This window comes from Syntrophotalea sp. (genome assembly GCF_050253115.1).
Lineage (GTDB): Bacteria > Desulfobacterota > Desulfuromonadia > Desulfuromonadales > Syntrophotaleaceae > Syntrophotalea > Syntrophotalea acetylenica.
In genome coordinates, this window is the sequence record NZ_JBFWJQ010000002.1 from 1 (window position 1) to 20,496 (window position 20,496).

Consider the following 20,496-nt stretch of genomic DNA (forward strand, 5'->3'; position numbering starts at 1 on the left):
GCCATTTGCGGATAGAGGTTTTGCAGAAGGCGCAGAAATGGATCGATGATTCGGCTGTTATATCGTTGCTTTTTTGTTTCTTGTTTGTAGTTCATTAGCATCTCTTTTTGTTTTTTGATTCTCTTGCCGATTGAATCTGGTCGTCGATCGCATTTGCCTCAGGCCCTGGTCGGAGTTCTTTGTTTTGAAAATCCAGAGGCAATATTGTTTCTCGTAGTTTATAAGGTTCGCCTCTGCATATTCAACAGGAAAAAGAAGTTTGGGGATATTTGTGTGTGGACTTTTAGCCGAAATTAAGTTGATGGCGCAATTCAAGCTCTTTACGGGAAGATTCTGATCAAGGACGAAGATTTTTAAACAATTGGTTAACTCTGACAAATTGATTGCAAGATCAGAAATACTTAATACAAGAATGGATTTTAATTTGCCATTTTCCTTAAAGGCAAAAATTTCCCGCTCTTTTTGAATACCGAGTTTTTTGTACTCACGGTTAAGCTCTTTCTGCTCCAGGGCATCCGCTTCCATGTCCAGGGCGCTGGTCAGCAGTCCGCCCGAACAGTTTTCGTAGAATGCGGCGAAGTCGAGCAGATCCTCGGCGGAGGCCTTTTTCAATTCCCAGGAGCCGCTCACATCCCAATCCTGCGGATCTCCGGTAGCGTCATAAAAGTAGGCGAAATTATCGATCGAACAGTTCTGAGGGTCATTGAGGCTTTCGGTGACACCTCCAAAAACCCGACGGGGGAATTTGTTTTCAGGTCGAAAATAGCAGAGTACATACTCCATGTGCATCGAGTAGATACTGTGCGAATCGTTGATGAAGCTGCCAATCTGGTTCAATACGGCAATTCCCGCTTTTCGGCCTTTATTGCCCTTGGCTGCATGATGATGAATCAGCCAGGCTTTATCATAGAAACGGAGAGTGGAAATGTGACCCAGGATTGCGCCTTTTTCGCGATAGATAAAATGTCGGGCAATGTTGGGGTTTTGAGCGTAAAGGGTCTGGTATACCTGTTTGGCGCGGTCCTTGTTTTTTTGCAGGTGTTGGTATTTCTGCGGATAGATGAACCCTGTATCAAAAAAGAAGCGCCAGAGTTCATCCATGTCCACCGCGTCGCAGATATAGGCGTTGGGATCACAGGCATGCTGGAGCAGACCGAGCAATTGCACATGGTCGTTGACCGCCATGTCCAGAAACACGATACCGCACCGGGAGGCTTGATCGTCATCAACAGACGGTGTGCGATGAATGATCTGGCCGTCGAAAGCCATTTCGAAGTGATTGGTAAAGCGCAGTCTGACATTTTTGAGAAACATGCCTGGCAGCAAAACCGGGTTTGCGCGGTCTTCTTCCACCGCAAGTCCCGACCCGGAAATATCAGTCACCTTCAGATTTATCAGTTTGCGGGTCAAAGGATGGGTGAAGACGATACTTGGCAGAGGCAGCAGTTCCTGGCGCGTGCTGCGTGCTTTTTTCGCCCGGAAGCGCCGGGTGTTGTGGACGGTGGGACAAAGTACGAATTCCCGGTTCTGCTTGGACCCGCCTTCACGGATGATTCTGCATTCTCCACAAAAAATGGTTTGCCTGTCATCCTGCAGCAAAATGTTCACGGGCAGTTCGGAATTCAGCCACTGATAGGATTGGGGGGGCGTGAGTGAGATTCGTACACAGAAGGACAGCGCGTTGAAGTCGATCAGCCTGCCCTGAAACAGGGCGCTGTTCTGGATCATGGAAACATGGATGTCCGGGCAGCGGTAGCGTTCCAGGCGGCGGATGCCGATTTTGGAGCAGAACGCTGGCAAATCCAGGCTGATGCCCTCTAGGTCGCAAACGGCGTCGGTTCCGGGAATGCACAGGGAATCGCGGCCCAGCGGCACCACGATGGTTTCCGTCTCAAAAAAAGCCAGATCTTCCGGCAGTTCTTCAGGGTCCGCCCAGAAACACTGCAGCCGGTTCCCGGAGCAGGGCAGCGGCGTCGCGTTGAGGCAGAGGGCGCGTCCAAAGTCTTTGTGGCGCAGGTTGACAATGACACTGCGTCCCTGAAAATTAAAGAAATTCAAATGATTGACAAGGATATCCCGGGCAATGCCAGGGTCGGCTGTCGATTCCGCTTGAGGGGAAAGAAGTTCTGATTCGTGGCAGTTACCGATAGCTCGCACATCACACCTGCATGGCAAATTGTTTATAACATCAAGCACCGAGGCTTCAGGCGTGAATTCCTGTCGGCAGCCCCCGGGCGAATTTCTGCACAGCATCGACGGCCTGTCGAGGCAACCCGATGAATTGAACGCCGAAGCCCGATGGAAAAGCCGTTTTTCTGGGATGGGATTTGTGATTTACCCATGCAACCCGGCCACCTGCCTCGATAATGTTGTTGGGACTGTCGGGGAGAAAGAAGGACAACTTCAGGGCTGTTCCCTCAGCCATGGCTTCAGGACTGGCGACGAAAATGCCACCGGTGCTTATGTCCGTGCTGGTACCAAAGACGCTTTTCCCCCCGTTTTCAAAAACCACCGGCGTGCGGCACGGAATGCGGACAATTTCACGCTTGACGAGAGGCGCCAGCCGTACCATGCGTTCATAGTCTTCGGGGTAGGCTCGCCTGAAATAGTTCAGAAAGGCTTTGACGATTTTTCCATCAAAATGAGAAAAGGCTTCCTGTTTCAGGACTTTATAGGCGACAGGCAAAGGCATGGGGTCACGGTAGTGTCGCTGCGCCGTAATGGCTTCGAAAAAATCGGCGACGGCTATGATCTTGGCGCCAATCGGTATTTCCGCATCCCTGAGCCCCTTGGGGTAGCCACTGCCATCTATTTTTTCATGGTGAGCGCCGGCCACCACCGGGACGCGTTTGTAGATGCCCTCGAAGTTGATCTGTTTCAAAATGCTGCTGGTGCACTCGGCATGAGCTTTGACAATTTCGTATTCCTCGAGTGTCAGGCGGCCGGATTTTTTGAGAATGGCATCGGGAACCGCAATCTTTCCGTAATCATGCAACAATGCGGAAACCCTGACCATTTCACAGTAATCTTCCGAGAGATTCAACTCCCGGCAGATGCCGAGCGCGTATTCCGTCACTTTCTCTGAATGCCCCGCGGTCAGGGGATCCCGGGCATCGATGGTCGCCGCCAGCACATGCAGGGTGGAATTGAACTGGCGTTTTCGGGAGGCCAGCAATTGTGCATTGCGGATGCTGACGCCAAGCACGTTGGCCAGGCCGCTGAGCAGGTTCAGATCACTTTGGGTCAAAGTCCGGCGGTTTCGAGTCTGGTCTACCGCAAGGACACCCAGGGCTTTGCCGTCGCACAGAATTGGACAGCAGATGACGGCTTTACAGCCGGTTTTGCGCAAAAAATTGCAACTGTAATCAGGCAGGTTTTCCTGTGGGATATCGATGTCGGCGATAAGAAATGAGCGCTTTTCCCGAAAGGCCGTGGTGAAGATATCGCCTGCCGCACGCGTGTCGAGTGGGAACAGGGTGTTTTTTAACAGCAACCTCACCCTTGGCGGTAATCCAAACCCGGCGCGGAAGTTGAGCCGGGTTTTGTCCGCATCGGCGAGGAGGATAAGACCACGATCGAAATCAAGGCGTTTTTCGAAAGCGTGACAGACGCTCTGAAGGATGTCCTCAATGGTGGTTTTGCTGCTGATGGCATGCGAAATATCATTGGTCAGCAGGGCATTGTTGTAGTTGCTGCTGAGTTGGGCGACCATCTCCTCGGAAGAGCTGCGCAGATGATAAAGACTGGTGGACAATCGCTTTTTCAAAAAATGATCCGTGAGCAGCGACAGCCCGCAGAAAACACCCGTCGTAATTGGCAACACCGTCGTCAAGGCGAATTGCGGGGCTGCCAGCCAGGCCGCGGCGGGAGCGGTCAGGGCCGTCACCCCGGCCAAGGTGCGAAGGCGCTGCAATCTTTGGGCATGCGAGGGCTTCCACTGGACGACGTAGCGGCAACAGGAGCCCCCATGGTCGATGCACTCGGGATGCGTGATGCTCGGCATATCCAGGTTGAAGGTTGTGACGATGGCTTCGAACAGGCCGGTGCGAAATTGGCACTGTCCGGTGTTTCCCTCGTTTTTCGCTGCGGGCCATACGGAGATGTCCACACGGCCGGAGCCCGTCTGGCGGGTTTCCAATTTGCTGGCATGATCCAGGGTGGCCATTGTCGCGTCAAGATTGGCAAAGGCGTTGCCCGGTGAATCGAAGCTCAGTACATGTTGCCGTATAAACCCCGTCGCTTCCGGCGCCGCGGCAAAACGGCCGGTTTCCCGTGCGATGCGGGGGTTGCCGGTTTCCCTGATCAGGGTTTCGTAAAAAAGGGCGAATTGCCGTGTGCTGAACCAGTGATTAAGGTCGGCAACCTCGCAAGGCCTGATATTTGATTTTTCTAACAGTTCGGAAAGGTTGACGTGGCCATACCTCTGGCGAACCAGTGTGATGTAGAGGTTGAAAATTTTACTGCTGTATCGAGGTTCGCCGCTCATACGCCCAGAAAAGTCAGGTTGCAGTCATGCGTTGACAAGAACGGACCCGGTTTGATCACTGCCTGGAAAGGTGCCGCGGGGCTGCTTTTGCCACAGCATACATATTGTTTCGCTGTTTAGCATACCCCTGGCGTGGATTTTTGCAATTTATTCATGTCCGGTCAAGAATTAATGTCGGGCAGGAAACATGCGGAAACCGTGGAAGATGGGCGGACGCTCCGATCCGTCAGTCCGGTTTGCGCCGCGACTGGAATTCTTCCATGCGTTTTTCGTAGCCGCTTCCGGATGGTTGATAAAAACAATGCCCCTGTAGTTTTTCAGGAAGATATTCCTGGTCAACCCAGGCGTCCGGAAAGTCGTGGGGATATCGATATCCGAGGCCATAGCCGAGGTCCTTCATCATACGGGTCGGCGCGTTGCGGAGGTGGATCGGGACGGGCAGCGTTCCGGTTTCGCGAACGCAGGCCAGTGCCCGGTCGATGGCTAGGTAGGACGCATTGCTTTTCGGGGCGCAGGCAAGGTAGATTGCCGCCTGTGCAAGAGGAATGCGCCCCTCGGGCAGGCCGATAAGGTGAACTGCCTGCTGGGCGGCAACAGCCAGTTGCAGGCCCCGCGGATCAGCGTTGCCGACGTCCTCGGCGGCGAAAATAACCATGCGTCTTGCAATGAACATGGGATCTTCGCCCGCTTCGATCATGCGGGCGAGCCAATAAACAGCGGCATCCGGGTCCGAGCCCCGCAGGCTTTTGATAAAAGCGGAAATGACGTTGTAGTGTTCCTCGGCGCCCTTGTCGTAACGCAGGCCGCGTTGTTGCATCGCGTCCCTGGCTGCCTGGAGGGATATGGCCGGCTGGCCCCGGCTCAGGTCCGCCGCCATTTCCAGGGCATTCAGGGCCACCCTGGCATCGCCCTGGGCACTTTCGGCGAGAAAAGCCAGCGCCGCGGTTTCGGTCTGTGGAAAGGCGTCTTGCAATCCCCGCGGGTCGGAAAGCGCCCGCTCGAGCAAACGGGCAATCTCCGCAGCGTCGAGAGGATGCAGGACAAACACCCTGGAGCGGGACAACAGAGCCGAGTTCACTTCGAAAGAAGGATTTTCCGTCGTCGCGCCAATCAGGGTAATGTCTCCCTTTTCCACGGACGGCAGAAAAGCATCCTGCTGGGCTTTATTGAAGCGGTGGATCTCGTCGACGAACAGCAGCGTTCTGCGATTGTGAAAGGCCCGCTCCTCCCGGGCTTTCTGGACGATTTCGCGTACTTCCTTGATGCCCTGGAGGACCGCGGAAAAGAAGACGAAGCGGCTGCGGGTCGAGCCGGCAATGACCTGGGCCAGAGTGGTTTTCCCGGTTCCGGGAGGCCCCCAGAAAATCAGGGAGGTCAGCTTGTCCGATTCGATGAGGCGGCGCAAGGGTTTGTCGCGACCGATGAGGTGCTGCTGCCCGACCATTTCTTCAAGGGTGCGCGGGCGCATACGTTCCGCCATCGGGGCCCGGTTGTTGGTGTGGGTGTCGCTTTCAAACAAATCCACGGTCGTGATCCTCGTTCTGGGCTGCTTGCCCCTGAAAAGATGGTGGTGTGCGCCGGCTTGTCTTGCCGTTTGGTGCGTACGGCAAAAGATCCTTGCCTTGCGGTGAAAGGAATGTACCATGAACGCGGTCCGCTTCACAACTGCCGGGAACGGGCTAAGTTCTTGAATGTGATGGACTTTGCCTGGAAGGCTATGTTAGGTTTGCGCCTGATAATTTTGTCGGAGAATTTAGAACCATGAAAAGAATTGGTGTTTACGCAAAATACAATCATCCCGATGCCGTTATGCTTGCCCGTGACGTTGTGTGCTGGTTGCGGGGGCGGGGGCTGGAAGTGTTTCTGGAAAAAAACCTGGCCTGCAACATGGCAGGGCAGGAACCGGGCTACGACCGCGCCGCGATTCCCGCCATGGTCGATCTGATCGTCGTGCTGGGCGGGGACGGAACCCTTATTTCCGTGGCGCGCAAGGTTTGCGGGCGGGATGTGCCTATCCTTGGGGTCAACCTCGGGAGCCTTGGCTTTCTGACGGAAATCACTCGCGGTGAGCTTTATCTCAGCCTGGAGAAGGTTCTTAAGGGAGAATACACCCTTTCCGAGCGCATGATGCTCAACGCCGTGGTGCTGCGCGACGGTATCGAAGCCGGCAGTTTCTGTGTGCTTAACGATATCGTTATCAACAAGGGGGCGATTGCCCGCATCATCGATATGGAGGTTTCCGTTGATTCCGCCTATCTGACAACCTTCAAGGCGGACGGCTTGATAATTGCAACGCCAACCGGTTCAACGGCCTACAATCTGTCCGCGGGGGGGCCGATCATTTCACCGGGCCTGCATTGCCTGGTGGTGACTCCCATATGTCCGCACATGCTGGCCAACCGGCCGCTGATTGTCGCTGATACGGCCTGTATCCGCATCGAGATGAAGTTCCGCGATCAGGATGTCGTGCTGACTGCGGACGGTCAGGTCGGAATGGCTCTGGAAGCGGGCGATGTGGTTGAAATCCGCAGGGCGGGCCGATCTACGCGGCTGATCAAAAGTCCGTCCAAGGATTATTTCGAGGTACTGCGCACCAAGCTGGGCTGGGGGGAACGCTGACCCGGCCTGGCAAGTGGTCAAAGAAGGTGTTCCCGGGGGAAAGACATGCTGACAGATCTTTACATCAGGCATTTCGCGATTATCGACCGACTGCATGTGTCATTCAGCGGCGGGTTCAACGTTCTGACCGGAGAAACTGGAGCCGGAAAATCGATTATTATCGATGCGGTATCCCTGATCCTGGGGGGGCGGGCCAATCCCGATCTGGTGCGCACCGGTGAAGATGAAGCCGTGGTGGAGGCGGTTTTCGATGTTTCCGACAAGCCGTCTCTGCTGCGGGAACTGGCGGAAACCGGTTTCGATGACGGTGATGAACTGCTGATCAAGCGGGTTGTGAATCGAACCGGCCGCAACAAAATCTACATCAATGGCTCGCTTGCCAAACTTTCCCAGTTGCAGCCGTTGACCACGCGTCTGATGAATATCTATGGCCAACACGAACACCAGAGCCTGCAGCGGGTCGAGCAGCATTTGGTCATGCTCGACCGCTTCGCGGGACTGTCCGATATGTTGACTGACTACGCAGCGCTGCACGGGCGGGTCCGGGAGCAGGCCGCCCGGCTGCAGGCTTTGGAAGAGGCCGAGCAGCAGCGCGCCGATCGTCTTGAACAGTTGCAGTATCAGCAGCGAGAGCTTGCGGCGGCGGGCCTGAAGGAGACGGAGGAGGAAGAATTGCAGGCGGAACGGCGCCTGATGCAGAATTCCGAGCGGTTGGTTCGCATCGCCGAACGCGGTTACGATGTCTTTTATGCCGCCGAGGGGGCCATCAGCGAGCAACTCGATGCGATCGCGGGGGAACTGGAGAAGCTTTGCGAGATCGATGCGTTTCTGTCCGGCCCTGCCGAAGAAATCCGCAGCGCTTTGTATGTTGTTGAGGATGTGGCGTTCAAGCTGCGCGAATACGCAGGCCGGGTGGCGTTTGATCCGGTTCGCCAGGGAGAGGTCGAAAAACGTCTCGATTTTATCTCCGGGCTCAAGCGAAAATACGGCATGGCCGTCGGCGAGATGATCGCCCATGCCCGGTCCATCGATGAGCAGATCGAAGACCTCATGCACGCTGACGTTCGCAGGGAGAGCCTGCGGCAACAGCAGGTCGCCGACCAGGAGTTGCTGAGCGACAAGGCCGGGGAGATATCGAGCCGGCGTCATGAGGCCGCGGCACGGTTACGCCAGGCAGTGGAGGAGCAGTTGAGCGATCTCGCCATGCCGCGTGCATCGTTTGAATTGCGGCTTTTCCCTCTCGATGAGCCGGGCCCTCAGGGGCTGGAGCGGGGGGAGTTCTATCTGGCCGCCAATGCCGGTGAAACTCCGAAACCGTTGGCCTGGATCGCTTCCGGCGGGGAGTTGTCCCGCATCATGCTGGCTCTGAGAAGGGCGGCTCCGGAGGGCGATGAAATTTCAACCCTGATTTTTGACGAGGTCGATGCTGGGGTCGGAGGGGTGGCCGCCAGTGCCATCGGCAGCAAATTGCGGGATATCGCCGGCCGCTGCCAGGTTTTGTGCGTCACCCATCTGCCGCAGGTGGCGGCCTGCGCGGATCATCATTTCAGGGTTCAGAAGCAGGAAAAGGACGGGCGTACCTTTACCGAACTGGTGCCTCTGGATGGCGAGCAGCGGGTGGAGGAAATGGCCCGGATGCTTGGCGGCGCACAGGTGACGGAGCATGCCCTGGAACACGCACGGGAAATTATCGGACAGTCGGCTCAGGCCGGCCAGCAAGGAGAGGGGTGAATCATGGTTCGCAAGGCGCGTATTCCCGATGTCAAAGTGATCCACAAGCTGCTGCTCGGTTACGCCCAGCAGGGTCTGATGCTGTCCCGGTCGCTTGCCGATATGTATGAATGCCTTCGCGATTTTTACATTCTCGAACAGGATGGACAGGTGGTAGGCGCGGTTGCCCTGCACATCTGCTGGGATGATCTGGCGGAAGTCCGCTCCCTGGCCGTGGCTTCCAGTCATGAACGCCGTGGCGTTGGGCGCCAGCTGGTGCAGGCCTGTCTTGATGAGGCTCGTGAACTGGGCATCAAGCAGGTTTTCGCGTTGACCTACCAGCCGGGTTTTTTTGAAAAGATGGGATTCGATTTTATCGAAAAATCCGAGTTGCCCCAGAAAATCTGGAGCGATTGTCTGAAATGTCCGAAGTTTCCTGACTGCGACGAAATCGCCATGAGTATCCGGCTGTAAAAAGAACGTCTCTTTTTGATGGCAGAAGCGCCAATTTTTCTGGAGATTCAGATTCCGGCAGGGGCTTGAAGGGCATGGAAAGATAAAATTAATCCTTGACAATTCAGGCTGTTTCCCTTTATCTTTCAATGGTTTCATCTTTCCTTATGTGTCAATGGTTATTGCCCTTTCAGGTGTTTCAGGGAGGTTTTTTTGCCCGCGGAGAAGTTTTCCATCATCATTATCCCCGATGGGCACCATCGCATTCGCCGGTTCCAGGCGGGGCGCCGATGGTTGCGATTGCTTGGGGTTGCGCTGGTGGTCGCGGGTGTGATCCTCAGCGGGCTGGCATATCATTGCTTTCGTATGCAGCTCGATTATGCCGAGTTGCAACGTCTGCGAACCGAGAAGAGCGTCTACCGACAAAAACTGCGTTCAATGGCTGGCCAATTGCAGTCATTGCGCAAAGAGATGGTGGTGCTGGCCAGTAACGACACCAAGGTCCGCCTGATGACCAAGTTGGCCAAACCCGTCGAGGGCGTACCGGCCGGCATCGGCGGTCCGGTGGAATCCGATCCGGGGTTGGAGCTGTCCGGCGTTCAGCGTCAGATCGACGAAATTCGCCGATCCATCGACTTGCGGCGCGCAAGTCTTGAAGAATTGCAGGGGGCGCTCAATGACCAGCGTTCCCTGTTTGCGGCAAGGCCTGCGGGCAAGCCTGTCAAAGGCTGGATTACATCAGGGTTCGGGTTGCGCCGGTCGCCGTTTGGTGGCGGCCGCAGGATGCATTGTGGTCTCGATATAGCCGCCCGCATCGGCACTCCGATCACCGCCCCTGCGGATGGCGTGATCAAGCGGGTTGCTACCGCTCCGGATTACGGCAAGATGGTAGTCATCGACCATGGCTATGGTTATCAGACCGTTTATGGCCACACTTCCAAAGTTTTCGTTAAGGCGGGGCAGCGGGTACGCCGCGGCGATATCATCGCGGCTGTCGGCAACACGGGGCGTTCGACCGGTCCCCACCTGCATTACGAAGTCCACCTCAACGGCATGCCTGTCAATCCCCAAAAGTTTTTGTGATGCTGCTCATGCGCTGCCTTCCATAGGCTGGCGCCCTGATCATGTTTTGGTCTCACCTCTCTGGAACGTGGCCGCTGCGGCTCCCCCGGGAGAACTGCGGACAGCCATTCCGGCAGGCGTTGTTTTTCCTTTCATTGAAACGGCTTTCCCGAATCTGTTGACAATAACTGTTCTGAGGCGCTGAATGTACGTCCGTCCCCTGGTCGGGGTTGCCATTCCCGTTGAGGGCGTTCCGCCTTTGTGCTACACTGCGCCCCGTCGAAACGACCTGTTTCTTCCTTTCACGTCCGTTATATCCTCCCGGCCGGATGGGCCGCACTCATGGAGATTTCTTTTATGGTTGGAAACCTGTTGACCAAAATATTCGGCAGTAAAAATGAGCGGGACCTCAAGCGCCTGCAGCCGCTGGTGGCGCAGATCGGCAACCTCGAGGAACAGATGGCGCAATTGTCTGACGAGGCCCTGGCCGCCAAAACCGTTGAATTTCGCCAGCGGTTGACCCAAGGAGCGGTTCTTGAGAGCTTGTTGCCCGAAGCTTTCGCGGTTGTGCGTGAAGCTGGCAAGCGGGCTCTCGGCATGCGCCATTTTGACGTGCAGCTTATCGGTGGCATGGTGCTGCACCAGGGCAAGATCGCCGAGATGAAAACCGGCGAGGGCAAGACTCTGGTGGCGACTCTGGCGGCCTATCTCAACGCGCTGCCCGGCCACGGCGTGCATATCGTCACGGTCAACGATTATCTGGCCAGGCGCGATGCCGAATGGATGGGGAGAATCCACCGGTTTCTAGGACTCAGTGTTGGCTGCATCGTGCATGGACTGACCGACGCGCAACGCAAGGACGCCTATGCCTGCGACATCACTTACGGCACCAACAACGAATTCGGCTTTGACTATCTGCGCGACAATATGAAATTTTCCCTGGATGATTATGTCCAGCGGCCCCTGCATTACGCCATCGTCGACGAGGTCGATTCGATCCTGATCGACGAGGCTCGTACCCCCCTGATCATTTCCGGGCCCAGCGAAGCGTCCAGCGAATTGTACTATTCGGTGAACCGGATCATTCCCATGCTCAAGAAGGGCGAGGTGATCGAGAGTCGCGACGGTCGTGTTGGACAGACGGTGCGGGAATACACCGGTGATTATACGGTTGATGAAAAAGCCAAGAGTGCGACCCTTACCGAGGAAGGGGTCGCCAGGGTGGAAAACCTTCTGGGGGTGGAAAACCTTTATGACCCCGGTAATATCGAGATTCTGCACCATGTCAACCAGGCCCTCAAGGCTCATGCTCTGTTCAAGCGGGACGTCGACTATGTGGTAAAGGATGGCGAGGTGATGATCGTAGATGAATTCACTGGCCGTCTCATGCCCGGCAGACGCTGGAGTGACGGATTGCATCAGGCGGTGGAAGCCAAGGAAGGCGTCAAGATCGAAAGCGAAAATCAGACGCTGGCTACCATTACCTTCCAGAACTATTTCCGCATGTACGAGAAGCTGGCCGGCATGACCGGTACCGCCGATACCGAAGCGACCGAATTCAGTGAAATCTACAAGCTCGAAGTTGTGGTGATCCCCACCAACCGGCCGCTGGCGCGAACCGACCAGGGTGATGTCATATACAAGACCACGGGCGAAAAATTCAAGGCCGTGGTGGAGGATATCATCCAGCGTCATGCCGAAGGCCAACCGGTACTGGTTGGCACTATTTCCATTGAAAACTCGGAAATTCTGTCCGAGATGCTGCGCAAGCGCGGCGTGCCTCACAATGTGCTCAACGCCAAGCATCATGAGCGGGAAGCGGAAATCGTCGCCCAGGCCGGCCGCAAGGGAGCCGTCACCATCGCCACGAACATGGCGGGCCGCGGAACCGACATTATTCTGGGCGGCAATCCCGAACTTCTGGCGCAGCGCGAGACCTCCGGCACCGAAGAGGACGAGGCGGTCCATGCTCAGGCCCTAGCCCGGTTCAAGGAGGTTTGCGCCAAAGAGAAGCAGGAAGTGCTGGCCGCCGGAGGGCTGTATATTCTCGGTACGGAACGGCATGAGAGCCGGCGCATCGACAACCAGCTGCGCGGGCGTGCCGGTCGCCAGGGTGATCCGGGCGCAAGCCGCTTCTACCTGAGTCTCGAGGACGATCTGCTGCGTATTTTCGGTTCGCACAGAGTCGCCTATATAATGGATCGGCTGAAAATTCCCGAAGGCGAACCCATTGAGCACCGCTTTATTTCCAAGGCCATTGAAAACGCCCAGAAAAAGGTCGAGGCTCACAATTTCGATATTCGCAAACACCTCATCGAGTACGATGACGTAATGAACACCCAGCGCAACGTCATCTACACTCAGCGCCGGGAAGTTCTGGCCGGCCGGCAGCTCCCGGAAACCATTGCCGCCATTGTCGATGAGATGGTGGAGGATATTGTCGCGACGTTCTGCCCGGAAAAAACCAACCCGGAAGACTGGAACTGGACCAGCCTCAATGAGGACTTTTACAGCCAGTTCAACATGATGCCGAATCCGGTGGACGTATCGGCCCGCAATCTGACCCCTGCGTTGTTGGTGGAACAGCTGAAACAGCAGGTTCATCAGCGATTGCGGGAGCGTGAGGAAGAGTTCAGCATGCCGGTCATGCTTCACCTGATGAAAGTGCTTCTGCTGCAGACCATCGATAGCCAGTGGAAAGACCATCTGCTGTCCATCGATCACCTCAAGGAAGGCATCGGCCTGCGCGGTTACGCCCAGCGTAATCCCAAGGAAGAGTACAAACGGGAGGCCTACGAACTGTTTTTGCAGATGATGGGTCGGATCCGGCAGGAGGTGGTGCAAAAGTTGTTTCGGGTCCAGTTGGCCAGGGAACAGGATGTCGAGCGGATGGAAACCCGCCAGCGCCGGCAGCAGGTGATGTTCAATCGCGCCGGGGGAGAACCAGAGGCGCTTCAACCGCTGGTTCGTCACGATAAAAAAGTGGGCCGCAATGACCCCTGCCCATGCGGCAGTGGCCTGAAATTCAAAAAGTGTTGCGGGCAGTGATGCCTGCCGCCGGTTTTTCAATCTTATTCAGGAGTGCATGATGACAACGGTCAAGGGGTTTTCCTTTGCAGCCCGGCCGGCGGGGATCCGTAAATCCGGCAGGCTCGATCTCGGCTTGATTTTTTCTTCGGTCCCTGCCACGTGCGCGGGTGTGTTTACCACCAATAAAATCCAGGCGGCCCCGGTACTGGTGACGGCACCACGGGTCGCTGCGGGTCGGTGTCAGGCCGTGTTGATCAACAGCGGCAACGCCAATGCCTGCACTGGCGAACCCGGCCTGCGCGATGCCCGGTGCTGCGGCAGGTTGCTGGCGGACTGCCTTGGTATCGACGAAAAACTGGTGGCGGTGTCTTCAACCGGCGTTATCGGCCATCCCTTGCCCATGCCGGTTATGCAGGCCGCGATTCCCGATCTGCCCCGGGGGTTGTCGCCGGACGCTGTCGAGGATGTGGCCGCAGCCATGATGACAACCGATTCCTTTGCCAAACTCTCCAGCCGGCAGGGCGCGGTTGCAGGCATGCCCTATACCTTGCTCGGTATGGCCAAAGGGGCCGGAATGATCCATCCCAACATGGCGACCATGCTGGCTTTCGTGATGACCGACGCCTGTGTCGAGCCGAATTTTCTGCAGCAGGCACTGCGGGATGCGGTCGCCAATTCCTTCAATATCATCACGGTGGATCGCGACACTTCGACCAATGACATGGTCCTGGTGATGGCCAACGGCGAGGCCAAAACCCCGGAAATCGTAGCTGGTTCGCCTGAAGCAAAGGAGTTCTCCACGCTTTTGCGGGAGGTTCTTCTCGATCTGGCCAAGATGATCGTTCGCGATGGCGAGGGGGCGACCAAGTTGGTGCATGTGCAGGTGGAAGGTGCCGCCGATGCCGCCGATGCTCGACGGGTTGCCTATCATGTCGCCACATCCAGCCTGGTCAAGACGGCGTTTTTTGGTGAAGATGCCAACTGGGGGCGCATTATCGCCGCTGTGGGGTATTCCGGCGCACAGGTCGATCCCGACCGCATTGCCATCTGTTTTGGCGATGTTCCCGTGGTGCAAAAAGGTCTTGGTACCGGGCCGGAGCTTGAGGCGCAGGCTACGGAGGTCCTGAAACGGGCTGAATTTTCGGTGTGCATCGATCTCGGCATCGGCAATGGTCGGGCGGAGTACTATACATCCGACCTGACCTATGACTATGTCAAGATCAACGCCGCCTATCGGACCTGAAGCCAGGCGGGCCTGCATCAGGTCCGGAAGGCTTTGCATTGCTGCAACTCGTTTCGCAATGAAAAACTGCAAGAACAGGTTTTTTATGGAATCCCCTTCACGGTTTATCGATCAGACGTTGCTCAGGGCGGATGCGACTCCCTCCCAGATTGAACGGTTGTGCCAGGAAGCCTTGCACTGGCAGTTTGCTTCGGTGTGTATCCCTCCCTGTTTTGTGGGGATCGCTGCAAGCTGTCTGCGGGGCAGCAACGTCTCCGTGGGAACGGTTGTCGGCTTCCCCCTCGGCTACGATATCTCTGCTGTAAAGTCTGCGGCCGCGGCCGCGGCCGTGGCCGCAGGTGCCACTGAAATCGATATGGTGATCCCCCTGGGGGCCGCTGTCGAGGGACGTCTGGACCTTGTCGGGGAGGATGTCGTCGGCGTTGTGCGAGCCGCCGCGCCAGCGCCCGTCAAGGTCATTATCGAGTGTTGCTATCTGGACGATGCAGGAAAAGTCGCCCTGGTCGATCTGCTGGCCGGAACGGGGGCCGCCTATGTCAAGACCTCGACCGGGTTTGCACCGCAGGGGGCGACCGAAGCGGATGTGCGGCTGTTGAGCCAGACCGCCGCGGGGCGGATCAAGGTCAAGGCGGCCGGCGGCATCCGAAACTGGAACGCCTGCCGTACCATGCTGGAAGCCGGGGCGCATCGTATCGGCACCAGCAACGGGGTGCAAATCATGCAGCAATGGCAGAGCGGGATGGCCTCGTGACAGCGCGTGTCTGGCGACGGGTGGTGTTGATCACCCTTGACGGCGTCGGCGTCGGCGGGCAGCCGGATGCGGCGGATTTTGGCGATCAGGAGGCCAGCACCCTGCCGCACGTGGCGGAGCGCTGTGGCGGCCTGTGTCTTCCGACCCTGGAAAGACTGGGGCTGGGGAGGATTGTGCCTGTTTCCGGAGTTCCGGCGGTGGCGGCACCCCGCGGACTTTACGGTCGCATGCTCGAGCGGGCCCGGGGCAAGGATACCACATCCGGGCACTGGGAGTTGGCGGGGTTGGTGCAGGACGAGCCGTTTTCCACTTATCCGCAGGGTTTCCCCGAGGCGGTTATTGACGCTTTTGCCACAATTGCCGGGGTCGCTCCGCTGGGCAATATTGCCGCCAGCGGTACGGAGATTCTCCAATTGCTCGGGGAAGAGCACCTTCGCAGTGGTCGCCCCATTGTCTATACCAGTGTTGATTCGGTTTTTCAGATTGCCGCCCACGAGCAAGTGCTGCCGCGCGAAAGCCTTTATGCCTTGTGCGAAAAGATGCGCCGGGTCCTCGATCCATACCATGTCGGGAGGGTCATCGCCCGACCGTTTGTTGGTACGGCCGCCGGGAATTTCGAGCGAACGGCAGGCCGCCGGGATTTTGCCATGCCGCCACCGGCTGACACGCTTCTGGATCGCATGGAACAGCAGGGGCTGACCGTCTATGGTGTCGGAAAGATCCGCGATATTTTTGCCGGAAAAGGGATTACCCGATCGGTAAAAAGTTCCAGCAACAGCGATGGCATGGCCAAAACCCGCAAGGCGCTCGGCGAGGTTGACCGGGGGCTGATTTTCACCAATCTGGTCGATTTCGACATGCTCTATGGGCACCGCCTTGACGTGCGCGGTTTCGGACGGGCGCTAGAAGAATTCGATGCATGGCTGGCAGGCTTTTTGCCGGCACTTGAACCGGGAGATCTGCTGGTGATCACTGCCGATCACGGCTGTGATCCCACCACTCCGGGGACGGATCATACCCGGGAAAGTGTGCCTCTGCTCGTCTGGCACTCCGGATTGAAGCGGGGCGGGTCGTTGGGAATCCGGCGCAGCTTTGCCGATGTAGCGGCGACTCTTGCCGATATGTTCGGTGTGCGTGTTGAAACGGGATCGAGCTTCGCCGATCAGCTCGGCTGAGGCGGGGCTGGCGGTGTTTCCCAGAGCATCGGAGCCGGCAGGCGCAGTACCGTATCTTCTTCCCCCTGGGTCAGCGCGCCGGTATGCCAGCCATGGTGCCCCCGCCGGTGGGACATCTCCTCTCTGAAGCAGGTTTTTATGTAACGTTCAAGCAGTTGGGCGGCGTTTGGCTGCAGGTCGACAAAACCTACGCCGACCCCCTGTTGATAATTGTTTTTCGGGTCGGGGTGGACCCGGTACAGGACCTTGCCGCTCAGTTCCAGTTCCTCCTTCATGCCCATTAAAGGAAGCACAATGCGAAACCGCTCGCCCTGGTCCAGCCTGAACCCGGTTTTCATAAAGAGGCCGCGGGTGCTAAGGCTCAATACCTCGCCGAGCTGGCATTGGTGGTGGCGACATATCATGCCGGGCAGTTTCAGGGCCAGGCGCATGTTCTTCCGGGGGTGCTTCTCCAGATGCTGCTGAATGGCTGAGAAAAGGGAGAAAATATCAACCGGCACGTCCAGAAGCTGGTGCGGCAGGGGGAGTTGCGGGGTTGTTTCGCGAGACTTCAGAACCATCAGGGATGCGCCTTTGCCGATACAGGTTTCCAGCGCCTCCAGCGTTGCATGATTCGCGTCCAGCCAGTCCGCGTTGATAATGAGCAGGTCGAAGGCCGTATCCCGGATGAGCTTGTTCAGACGCTCCCTGCGGGGCACCGCCAGAACCCGGTAGCCCCAGTGTTTGAGGGTCAGGTCGAGGGTGTTGAGGATGTCTTCTCTGTGTTCTCCGAGGAGAAGGCGTTTCATAGGCAACATTCCGTAAAGATCGATCGTGTCATAATAGAACGCTATTGTAAACACCGGGCATGCCGCCTACGGGTATATGTCAAGGAAGGCGTCTGGTCAAGGAAAATCGTGCTAAAAGTCCGCCTTTTGGCGGTATTGGGCGCCAAAGAGGGGGACTGTGATACGTTTCTGCTTTGTTTTATTGCTGCTTGCGACGATGTGGACCGGGGCCGCATATGGCGAGTCGCCCGGATTGCAGGCTTGTGACCTGACGGTAACCACCGCCATCGAAAACCGCACGCCTGTCGATGCGCTGCGATCCTATACAGCGAATGTTGCCTGCCTGTATTTTTTTTCTCGCATAGGCGGGGCAAAGGAGGCTGCGGTCGTGTGGCACATCTGGTATCACGACGGCCGGCAGGTGGCGAGGGTTCCGTTGTCGGTTCGTTCACAGAATTGGCGGACATGGTCGAGGAAAAGCATTCCTCAGGGCGCTCAGGGTATGTGGCGGGTTGAAGTGCGGGATGCCCGAAGTAATTTGCTCGGCGTCAGAAGTTTCCGATTGTTTTAACGGAGATTCGATCAGGCGCCGCCTTTGGAGCCCCCCCCTGAGGGAGGGGCGAGGTGCCATCCGGGGCTATTTTTTGGGTTTGCTTTTTCCGCGCTCCGCACGGGCTTTGGCGAGATTGTCGCCAAGGCCTCGGTCAATGGCCATCTGTCGCCGGCTTTCGGAATAGGCCCGGGCGGCCAGCGGCTGGGTGCGAGGGATGTCGAACTGTTTCCGGTATTCCGAGGCCGTCATACCGTGAGCGGTTTTCAGGTGCCGGGCAAGGGTTTTCATTGCCTTGCCGCAAATCATGCAAATCACCTTGTCTTTTCCAAAGGCCTTTTTGCGGGAAACTGCAGGTGTTTGAGCCGCTTCTTCGTCTTCCATTGCTGTTTCCTGTGCCGTTCCATTTTCGATTGCAACCAGAGCCTGGTGGAGATCGTTTAATTCTGCAATCAGCTCTTCCTTGGTCATGGGGGTGGTTGAAGCGTGTGATGCGACGATTTCGGCAGCCATTTCAAGCAAATTCGGCATAAAGGTGTCCTCCCTTAAAAGTTGTTTTGAACTCGTTTATCAAATTTAAAATACTAATACAATATCTTTTCCTAAAAGCAAGTAAAAAGATTTTTTTGACCACTTATGGGATTCTTTTATCGTTTGCAACGATTCTCTTTTGTGGTTTTTGATTTTTGTTTATTTGTCGGCAATGCACGATATTTCAATTAGGCAGCCGCGTGTGTTGTTTGGTAATGCCGATCCTTTTGCCCCTCATGAATACCCAGGGCGAGTGTATTCGACAAGCGGCGTATTTGAATTCGCGGTTGACTCAAGGCATGTCATTTGTCGGCCCTGTTGTTGCATTTATTTGCAGCATTCAGGTTTGGTGGATAATAAGAAGGTACCGTGGTTCATCGATCCAGGGTGGCAGGGGCAGACATGGAAACTGAAGGTTGCCGCCCGCGTTGTTATAGTGTGATTTGGCGGAATCCTTGCGATGGCCCGCTGGGGTTATCGAAATTTACGGAACCTTGTATAGAAGCTGTGAGAGTGCATAAGCTATTGAAATTTCCGGTTAAAAATCTTGACAGGTTAAGGGTGCTATGCTAGCGTTGACGCGTTTTGCAGGCAAGATCATGCATGGCGGTGAACGGGAGGGGGATGTCGAGCCCGGAGCGAAGCCAAGGCATGAAGTCGATTTATGGCCCGGCATGAATTCCAGTTCGGGCCACTACTGCGTTCTTGTACGTTATTGGGAGGCTTGAATGAGCAGGAAGCTTTTGCTGGCCGACGACAGTATTACCATACAGAAGGTAGTTGGCATCATCTTCGCCAATGAAGACTGTGATCTTGCCGTGGTGAGCGACGGTGATTCGGCGTTGGCCGCAGCTCGTTCAGATCGTCCCGATCTGATTATGGCCGATGCCATCATGCCCGGCAAAAACGGCTATGAACTCTGTTCGGCCATTCGACAGGATCCCGGGTTGCGGGATGTGCCTGTCCTGCTGCTGTCCGGCAGCTTTGAGCCGTTCGACGAGGACCGTGCCCGAGACGCCGGCATCGATGACTGGATCGTCAAGCCTTTCGAGTCTCAGGCTCTGCTGGACAAGGTGGAAGCGTTGCTTGCAAGGGGGCCCCGGTTGGCGCCGCCGTCTGCGGTTTCCAATGTCCCCGCGATACCGGAGTTTGATGATGGTTTCGCCGGGCAGGCAACGGTTGCCGATGCCGATATGTGGCAGGAACTGGAGGGCGCGGATTTTGCGCCGGTCCCCGATCTGACCGCCGATGAGGCCGGTGACCTGGAGCCGGATCTGCTGGATATTGCCGATAGCTTTCCTGCGGATGACGAAGACCTCGCGGCGTATTCGGAGCTGCCTGCGGATGAACCGCATGATATCTTTGCATCCACTCCGGCTTCGGCTGCCGGCGGGGATGGGGAGGATGACCTCCTTGCGCAGGACGATGCCGACGACGAGGGGATTCTGTTTCTTGACGAGGATGACATCCTTTGCGAGGAACTGACGGACGACGAGCTTGCCGCGGAACGAGCTTCCGACCTGGCTTTCGAATCGGAAAGCGAACTGTCCTGGGATGCCGGCGAAGCGACTGCGTCATCGAGTGAGGCGGCGGCGGAGATTTCCGAGGCGCCGGAACCGGTTTTTTCCGAACCCGAACCTGTTTTCGAGGCCGAACCCGCAGCTCCGGTTGAAGACGAGGTGCCCAGCCGGGACGGGCTGAGCTTCTTCCAGAACGCCGGCCTGGTGGAGAAACTGTCGCAACCCGCTGCTGCGTCAGCCGCTACTGAAATGACTGCACCTGTTTCCGAACCGCCTGATGCCGGACTCGATGCAGAAGCCGCCCCAACTGACGAGATGGTGGGTGACGGCTCCGGCTTCGTTCCGTCTGCAACGGAGATCGAGGCGCAGGTCCGGGGGATTTCCGAGGAAGATTTGAGCCGCATTGTCGAAAAGGTTGCGGCCGGCGTGATCGAGCGTCTGGCCGATACCATTCTGGAGCGGATCGCCTGGGAGGTGGTCCCCGATCTGGCCGAATCGATGATCCGCGACGAAATCCGCCGCATCACGGAAAAAGTCTGACGGCATGACCCGGACAAAATGGCCGGTGTCGCCGGGCCGATGTGTTTGGCGATGATCCA

The 20,496-nt window shown here is 56.7% G+C and carries 15 protein-coding genes; 10 read left to right on the forward strand and 5 right to left on the reverse strand.

All coding sequences use genetic code 11. The features are described from left to right. Positions 1 to 57: 57 nt before the first annotated feature. The 3 genes from AB7E65_RS00310 to AB7E65_RS00320 all read right to left on the reverse strand — a co-directional run bounded on the left by AB7E65_RS00310 (position 58) and on the right by AB7E65_RS00320 (position 6,011). Positions 58 to 2,157 carry a PilZ domain-containing protein gene (locus AB7E65_RS00310; RefSeq protein ID WP_428745055.1) on the reverse strand — a complete coding sequence of 700 codons (2,100 nt, stop codon included), beginning with the start codon at positions 2,155 to 2,157 and terminating at the stop codon, positions 58 to 60. Between the two features lie 46 nt (positions 2,158 to 2,203). Then, on the reverse strand, positions 2,204 to 4,486 hold the full coding sequence (locus AB7E65_RS00315) for an HD domain-containing phosphohydrolase (RefSeq protein ID WP_072287117.1): 2,283 nt from the start codon (positions 4,484 to 4,486) through the stop codon (positions 2,204 to 2,206). 226 nt (positions 4,487 to 4,712) lie between these two features. Continuing rightward, a complete protein-coding gene (locus AB7E65_RS00320) occupies positions 4,713 to 6,011 on the reverse strand; it encodes a replication-associated recombination protein A (RefSeq protein WP_320361528.1) in 1,299 nt (432 codons plus the stop codon). A 236-nt stretch (positions 6,012 to 6,247) separates the two neighbouring features. Here AB7E65_RS00320 and AB7E65_RS00325 point away from each other — a divergent pair, with 236 nt between their 5' ends. From AB7E65_RS00325 to AB7E65_RS00360, 8 genes are all read left to right on the forward strand, one after another. Then, entirely contained in the window at positions 6,248 to 7,105 is an 858-nt protein-coding gene (locus tag AB7E65_RS00325) for an NAD(+)/NADH kinase (RefSeq protein WP_072287119.1), read from the forward strand. A 45-nt stretch (positions 7,106 to 7,150) separates the two neighbouring features. After that, complete coding sequence (gene recN, locus AB7E65_RS00330; protein ID WP_072287120.1) at positions 7,151 to 8,836, forward strand: DNA repair protein RecN; 1,686 nt, start codon at positions 7,151 to 7,153, stop codon at positions 8,834 to 8,836. A gap of 3 nt (positions 8,837 to 8,839) precedes the next feature. After that, a complete protein-coding gene (locus AB7E65_RS00335; protein ID WP_072287121.1) occupies positions 8,840 to 9,289 on the forward strand; it encodes an N-acetyltransferase in 450 nt (149 codons plus the stop codon). 192 nt (positions 9,290 to 9,481) lie between these two features. Further along, positions 9,482 to 10,351, forward strand: a complete 870-nt coding sequence (locus tag AB7E65_RS00340) for a M23 family metallopeptidase (protein WP_320361531.1) — start codon at positions 9,482 to 9,484, stop codon at positions 10,349 to 10,351. Between the two features lie 336 nt (positions 10,352 to 10,687). Then, positions 10,688 to 13,378: a preprotein translocase subunit SecA gene (secA, locus tag AB7E65_RS00345; RefSeq protein WP_428745073.1), complete on the forward strand. Its 2,691-nt coding sequence runs from the start codon at positions 10,688 to 10,690 to the stop codon at positions 13,376 to 13,378. Positions 13,379 to 13,418: 40 nt separating this feature from the next. After that, positions 13,419 to 14,603, forward strand: a complete 1,185-nt coding sequence (argJ, locus tag AB7E65_RS00350; protein WP_072287122.1) for a bifunctional glutamate N-acetyltransferase/amino-acid acetyltransferase ArgJ — start codon at positions 13,419 to 13,421, stop codon at positions 14,601 to 14,603. 85 nt (positions 14,604 to 14,688) lie between these two features. Next, entirely contained in the window at positions 14,689 to 15,354 is a 666-nt protein-coding gene (deoC, locus tag AB7E65_RS00355) for a deoxyribose-phosphate aldolase (RefSeq protein WP_320361537.1), read from the forward strand. Then, entirely contained in the window at positions 15,330 to 16,529 is a 1,200-nt protein-coding gene (locus AB7E65_RS00360) for a phosphopentomutase (RefSeq protein ID WP_407058567.1), read from the forward strand. Before deoC ends, AB7E65_RS00360 begins: the two co-directional genes overlap by 25 nt. Here the strand turns inward: AB7E65_RS00360 and AB7E65_RS00365 are convergent. Next, positions 16,517 to 17,317 carry a PilZ domain-containing protein gene (locus AB7E65_RS00365; RefSeq protein WP_428745056.1) on the reverse strand — a complete coding sequence of 267 codons (801 nt, stop codon included), beginning with the start codon at positions 17,315 to 17,317 and terminating at the stop codon, positions 16,517 to 16,519. The genes AB7E65_RS00360 and AB7E65_RS00365 overlap by 13 nt on opposite strands. Positions 17,318 to 17,513: 196 nt before the next feature. Here AB7E65_RS00365 and AB7E65_RS00370 point away from each other — a divergent pair, with 196 nt between their 5' ends. Beyond that, positions 17,514 to 17,867: a DUF2914 domain-containing protein gene (locus AB7E65_RS00370; protein ID WP_407058568.1), complete on the forward strand. Its 354-nt coding sequence runs from the start codon at positions 17,514 to 17,516 to the stop codon at positions 17,865 to 17,867. 66 nt (positions 17,868 to 17,933) lie between these two features. On the opposite strand, the gene AB7E65_RS00375 is transcribed toward AB7E65_RS00370, so the two are convergent. Further along, positions 17,934 to 18,377, reverse strand: coding sequence for a MucR family transcriptional regulator (locus AB7E65_RS00375; RefSeq protein ID WP_072287126.1), 444 nt, complete (start codon positions 18,375 to 18,377; stop codon positions 17,934 to 17,936). Between the two features lie 728 nt (positions 18,378 to 19,105). Here AB7E65_RS00375 and AB7E65_RS00380 point away from each other — a divergent pair. Then, entirely contained in the window at positions 19,106 to 20,437 is a 1,332-nt protein-coding gene (locus AB7E65_RS00380) for a response regulator (RefSeq protein WP_320361544.1), read from the forward strand. Positions 20,438 to 20,496: the final 59 nt, after the last annotated feature.

Excerpts from the sequence above, each read along its gene's own strand:
- AB7E65_RS00315 (WP_072287117.1), bottom strand. The coding sequence starts at position 4,486 with ATGAGCGGCGAACCTCGATACAGCAGTAAAATTTTCAACCTCTACATC.
- AB7E65_RS00325 (WP_072287119.1), top strand. The coding sequence starts at position 6,248 with ATGAAAAGAATTGGTGTTTACGCAAAATACAATCATCCCGATGCCGTT.
- recN (WP_072287120.1), top strand. The coding sequence starts at position 7,151 with ATGCTGACAGATCTTTACATCAGGCATTTCGCGATTATCGACCGACTG.
- AB7E65_RS00335 (WP_072287121.1), top strand. The coding sequence starts at position 8,840 with ATGGTTCGCAAGGCGCGTATTCCCGATGTCAAAGTGATCCACAAGCTG.
- secA (WP_428745073.1), top strand. The coding sequence starts at position 10,688 with ATGGTTGGAAACCTGTTGACCAAAATATTCGGCAGTAAAAATGAGCGG.
- argJ (WP_072287122.1), top strand. The coding sequence starts at position 13,419 with ATGACAACGGTCAAGGGGTTTTCCTTTGCAGCCCGGCCGGCGGGGATC.
- deoC (WP_320361537.1), top strand. The coding sequence starts at position 14,689 with ATGGAATCCCCTTCACGGTTTATCGATCAGACGTTGCTCAGGGCGGAT.
- AB7E65_RS00360 (WP_407058567.1), top strand. The coding sequence starts at position 15,330 with ATGGCAGAGCGGGATGGCCTCGTGACAGCGCGTGTCTGGCGACGGGTG.
- AB7E65_RS00365 (WP_428745056.1), bottom strand. The coding sequence starts at position 17,317 with ATGAAACGCCTTCTCCTCGGAGAACACAGAGAAGACATCCTCAACACC.
- AB7E65_RS00370 (WP_407058568.1), top strand. The coding sequence starts at position 17,514 with ATGTGGACCGGGGCCGCATATGGCGAGTCGCCCGGATTGCAGGCTTGT.
- AB7E65_RS00375 (WP_072287126.1), bottom strand. The coding sequence starts at position 18,377 with ATGCCGAATTTGCTTGAAATGGCTGCCGAAATCGTCGCATCACACGCT.
- AB7E65_RS00380 (WP_320361544.1), top strand. The coding sequence starts at position 19,106 with ATGAGCAGGAAGCTTTTGCTGGCCGACGACAGTATTACCATACAGAAG.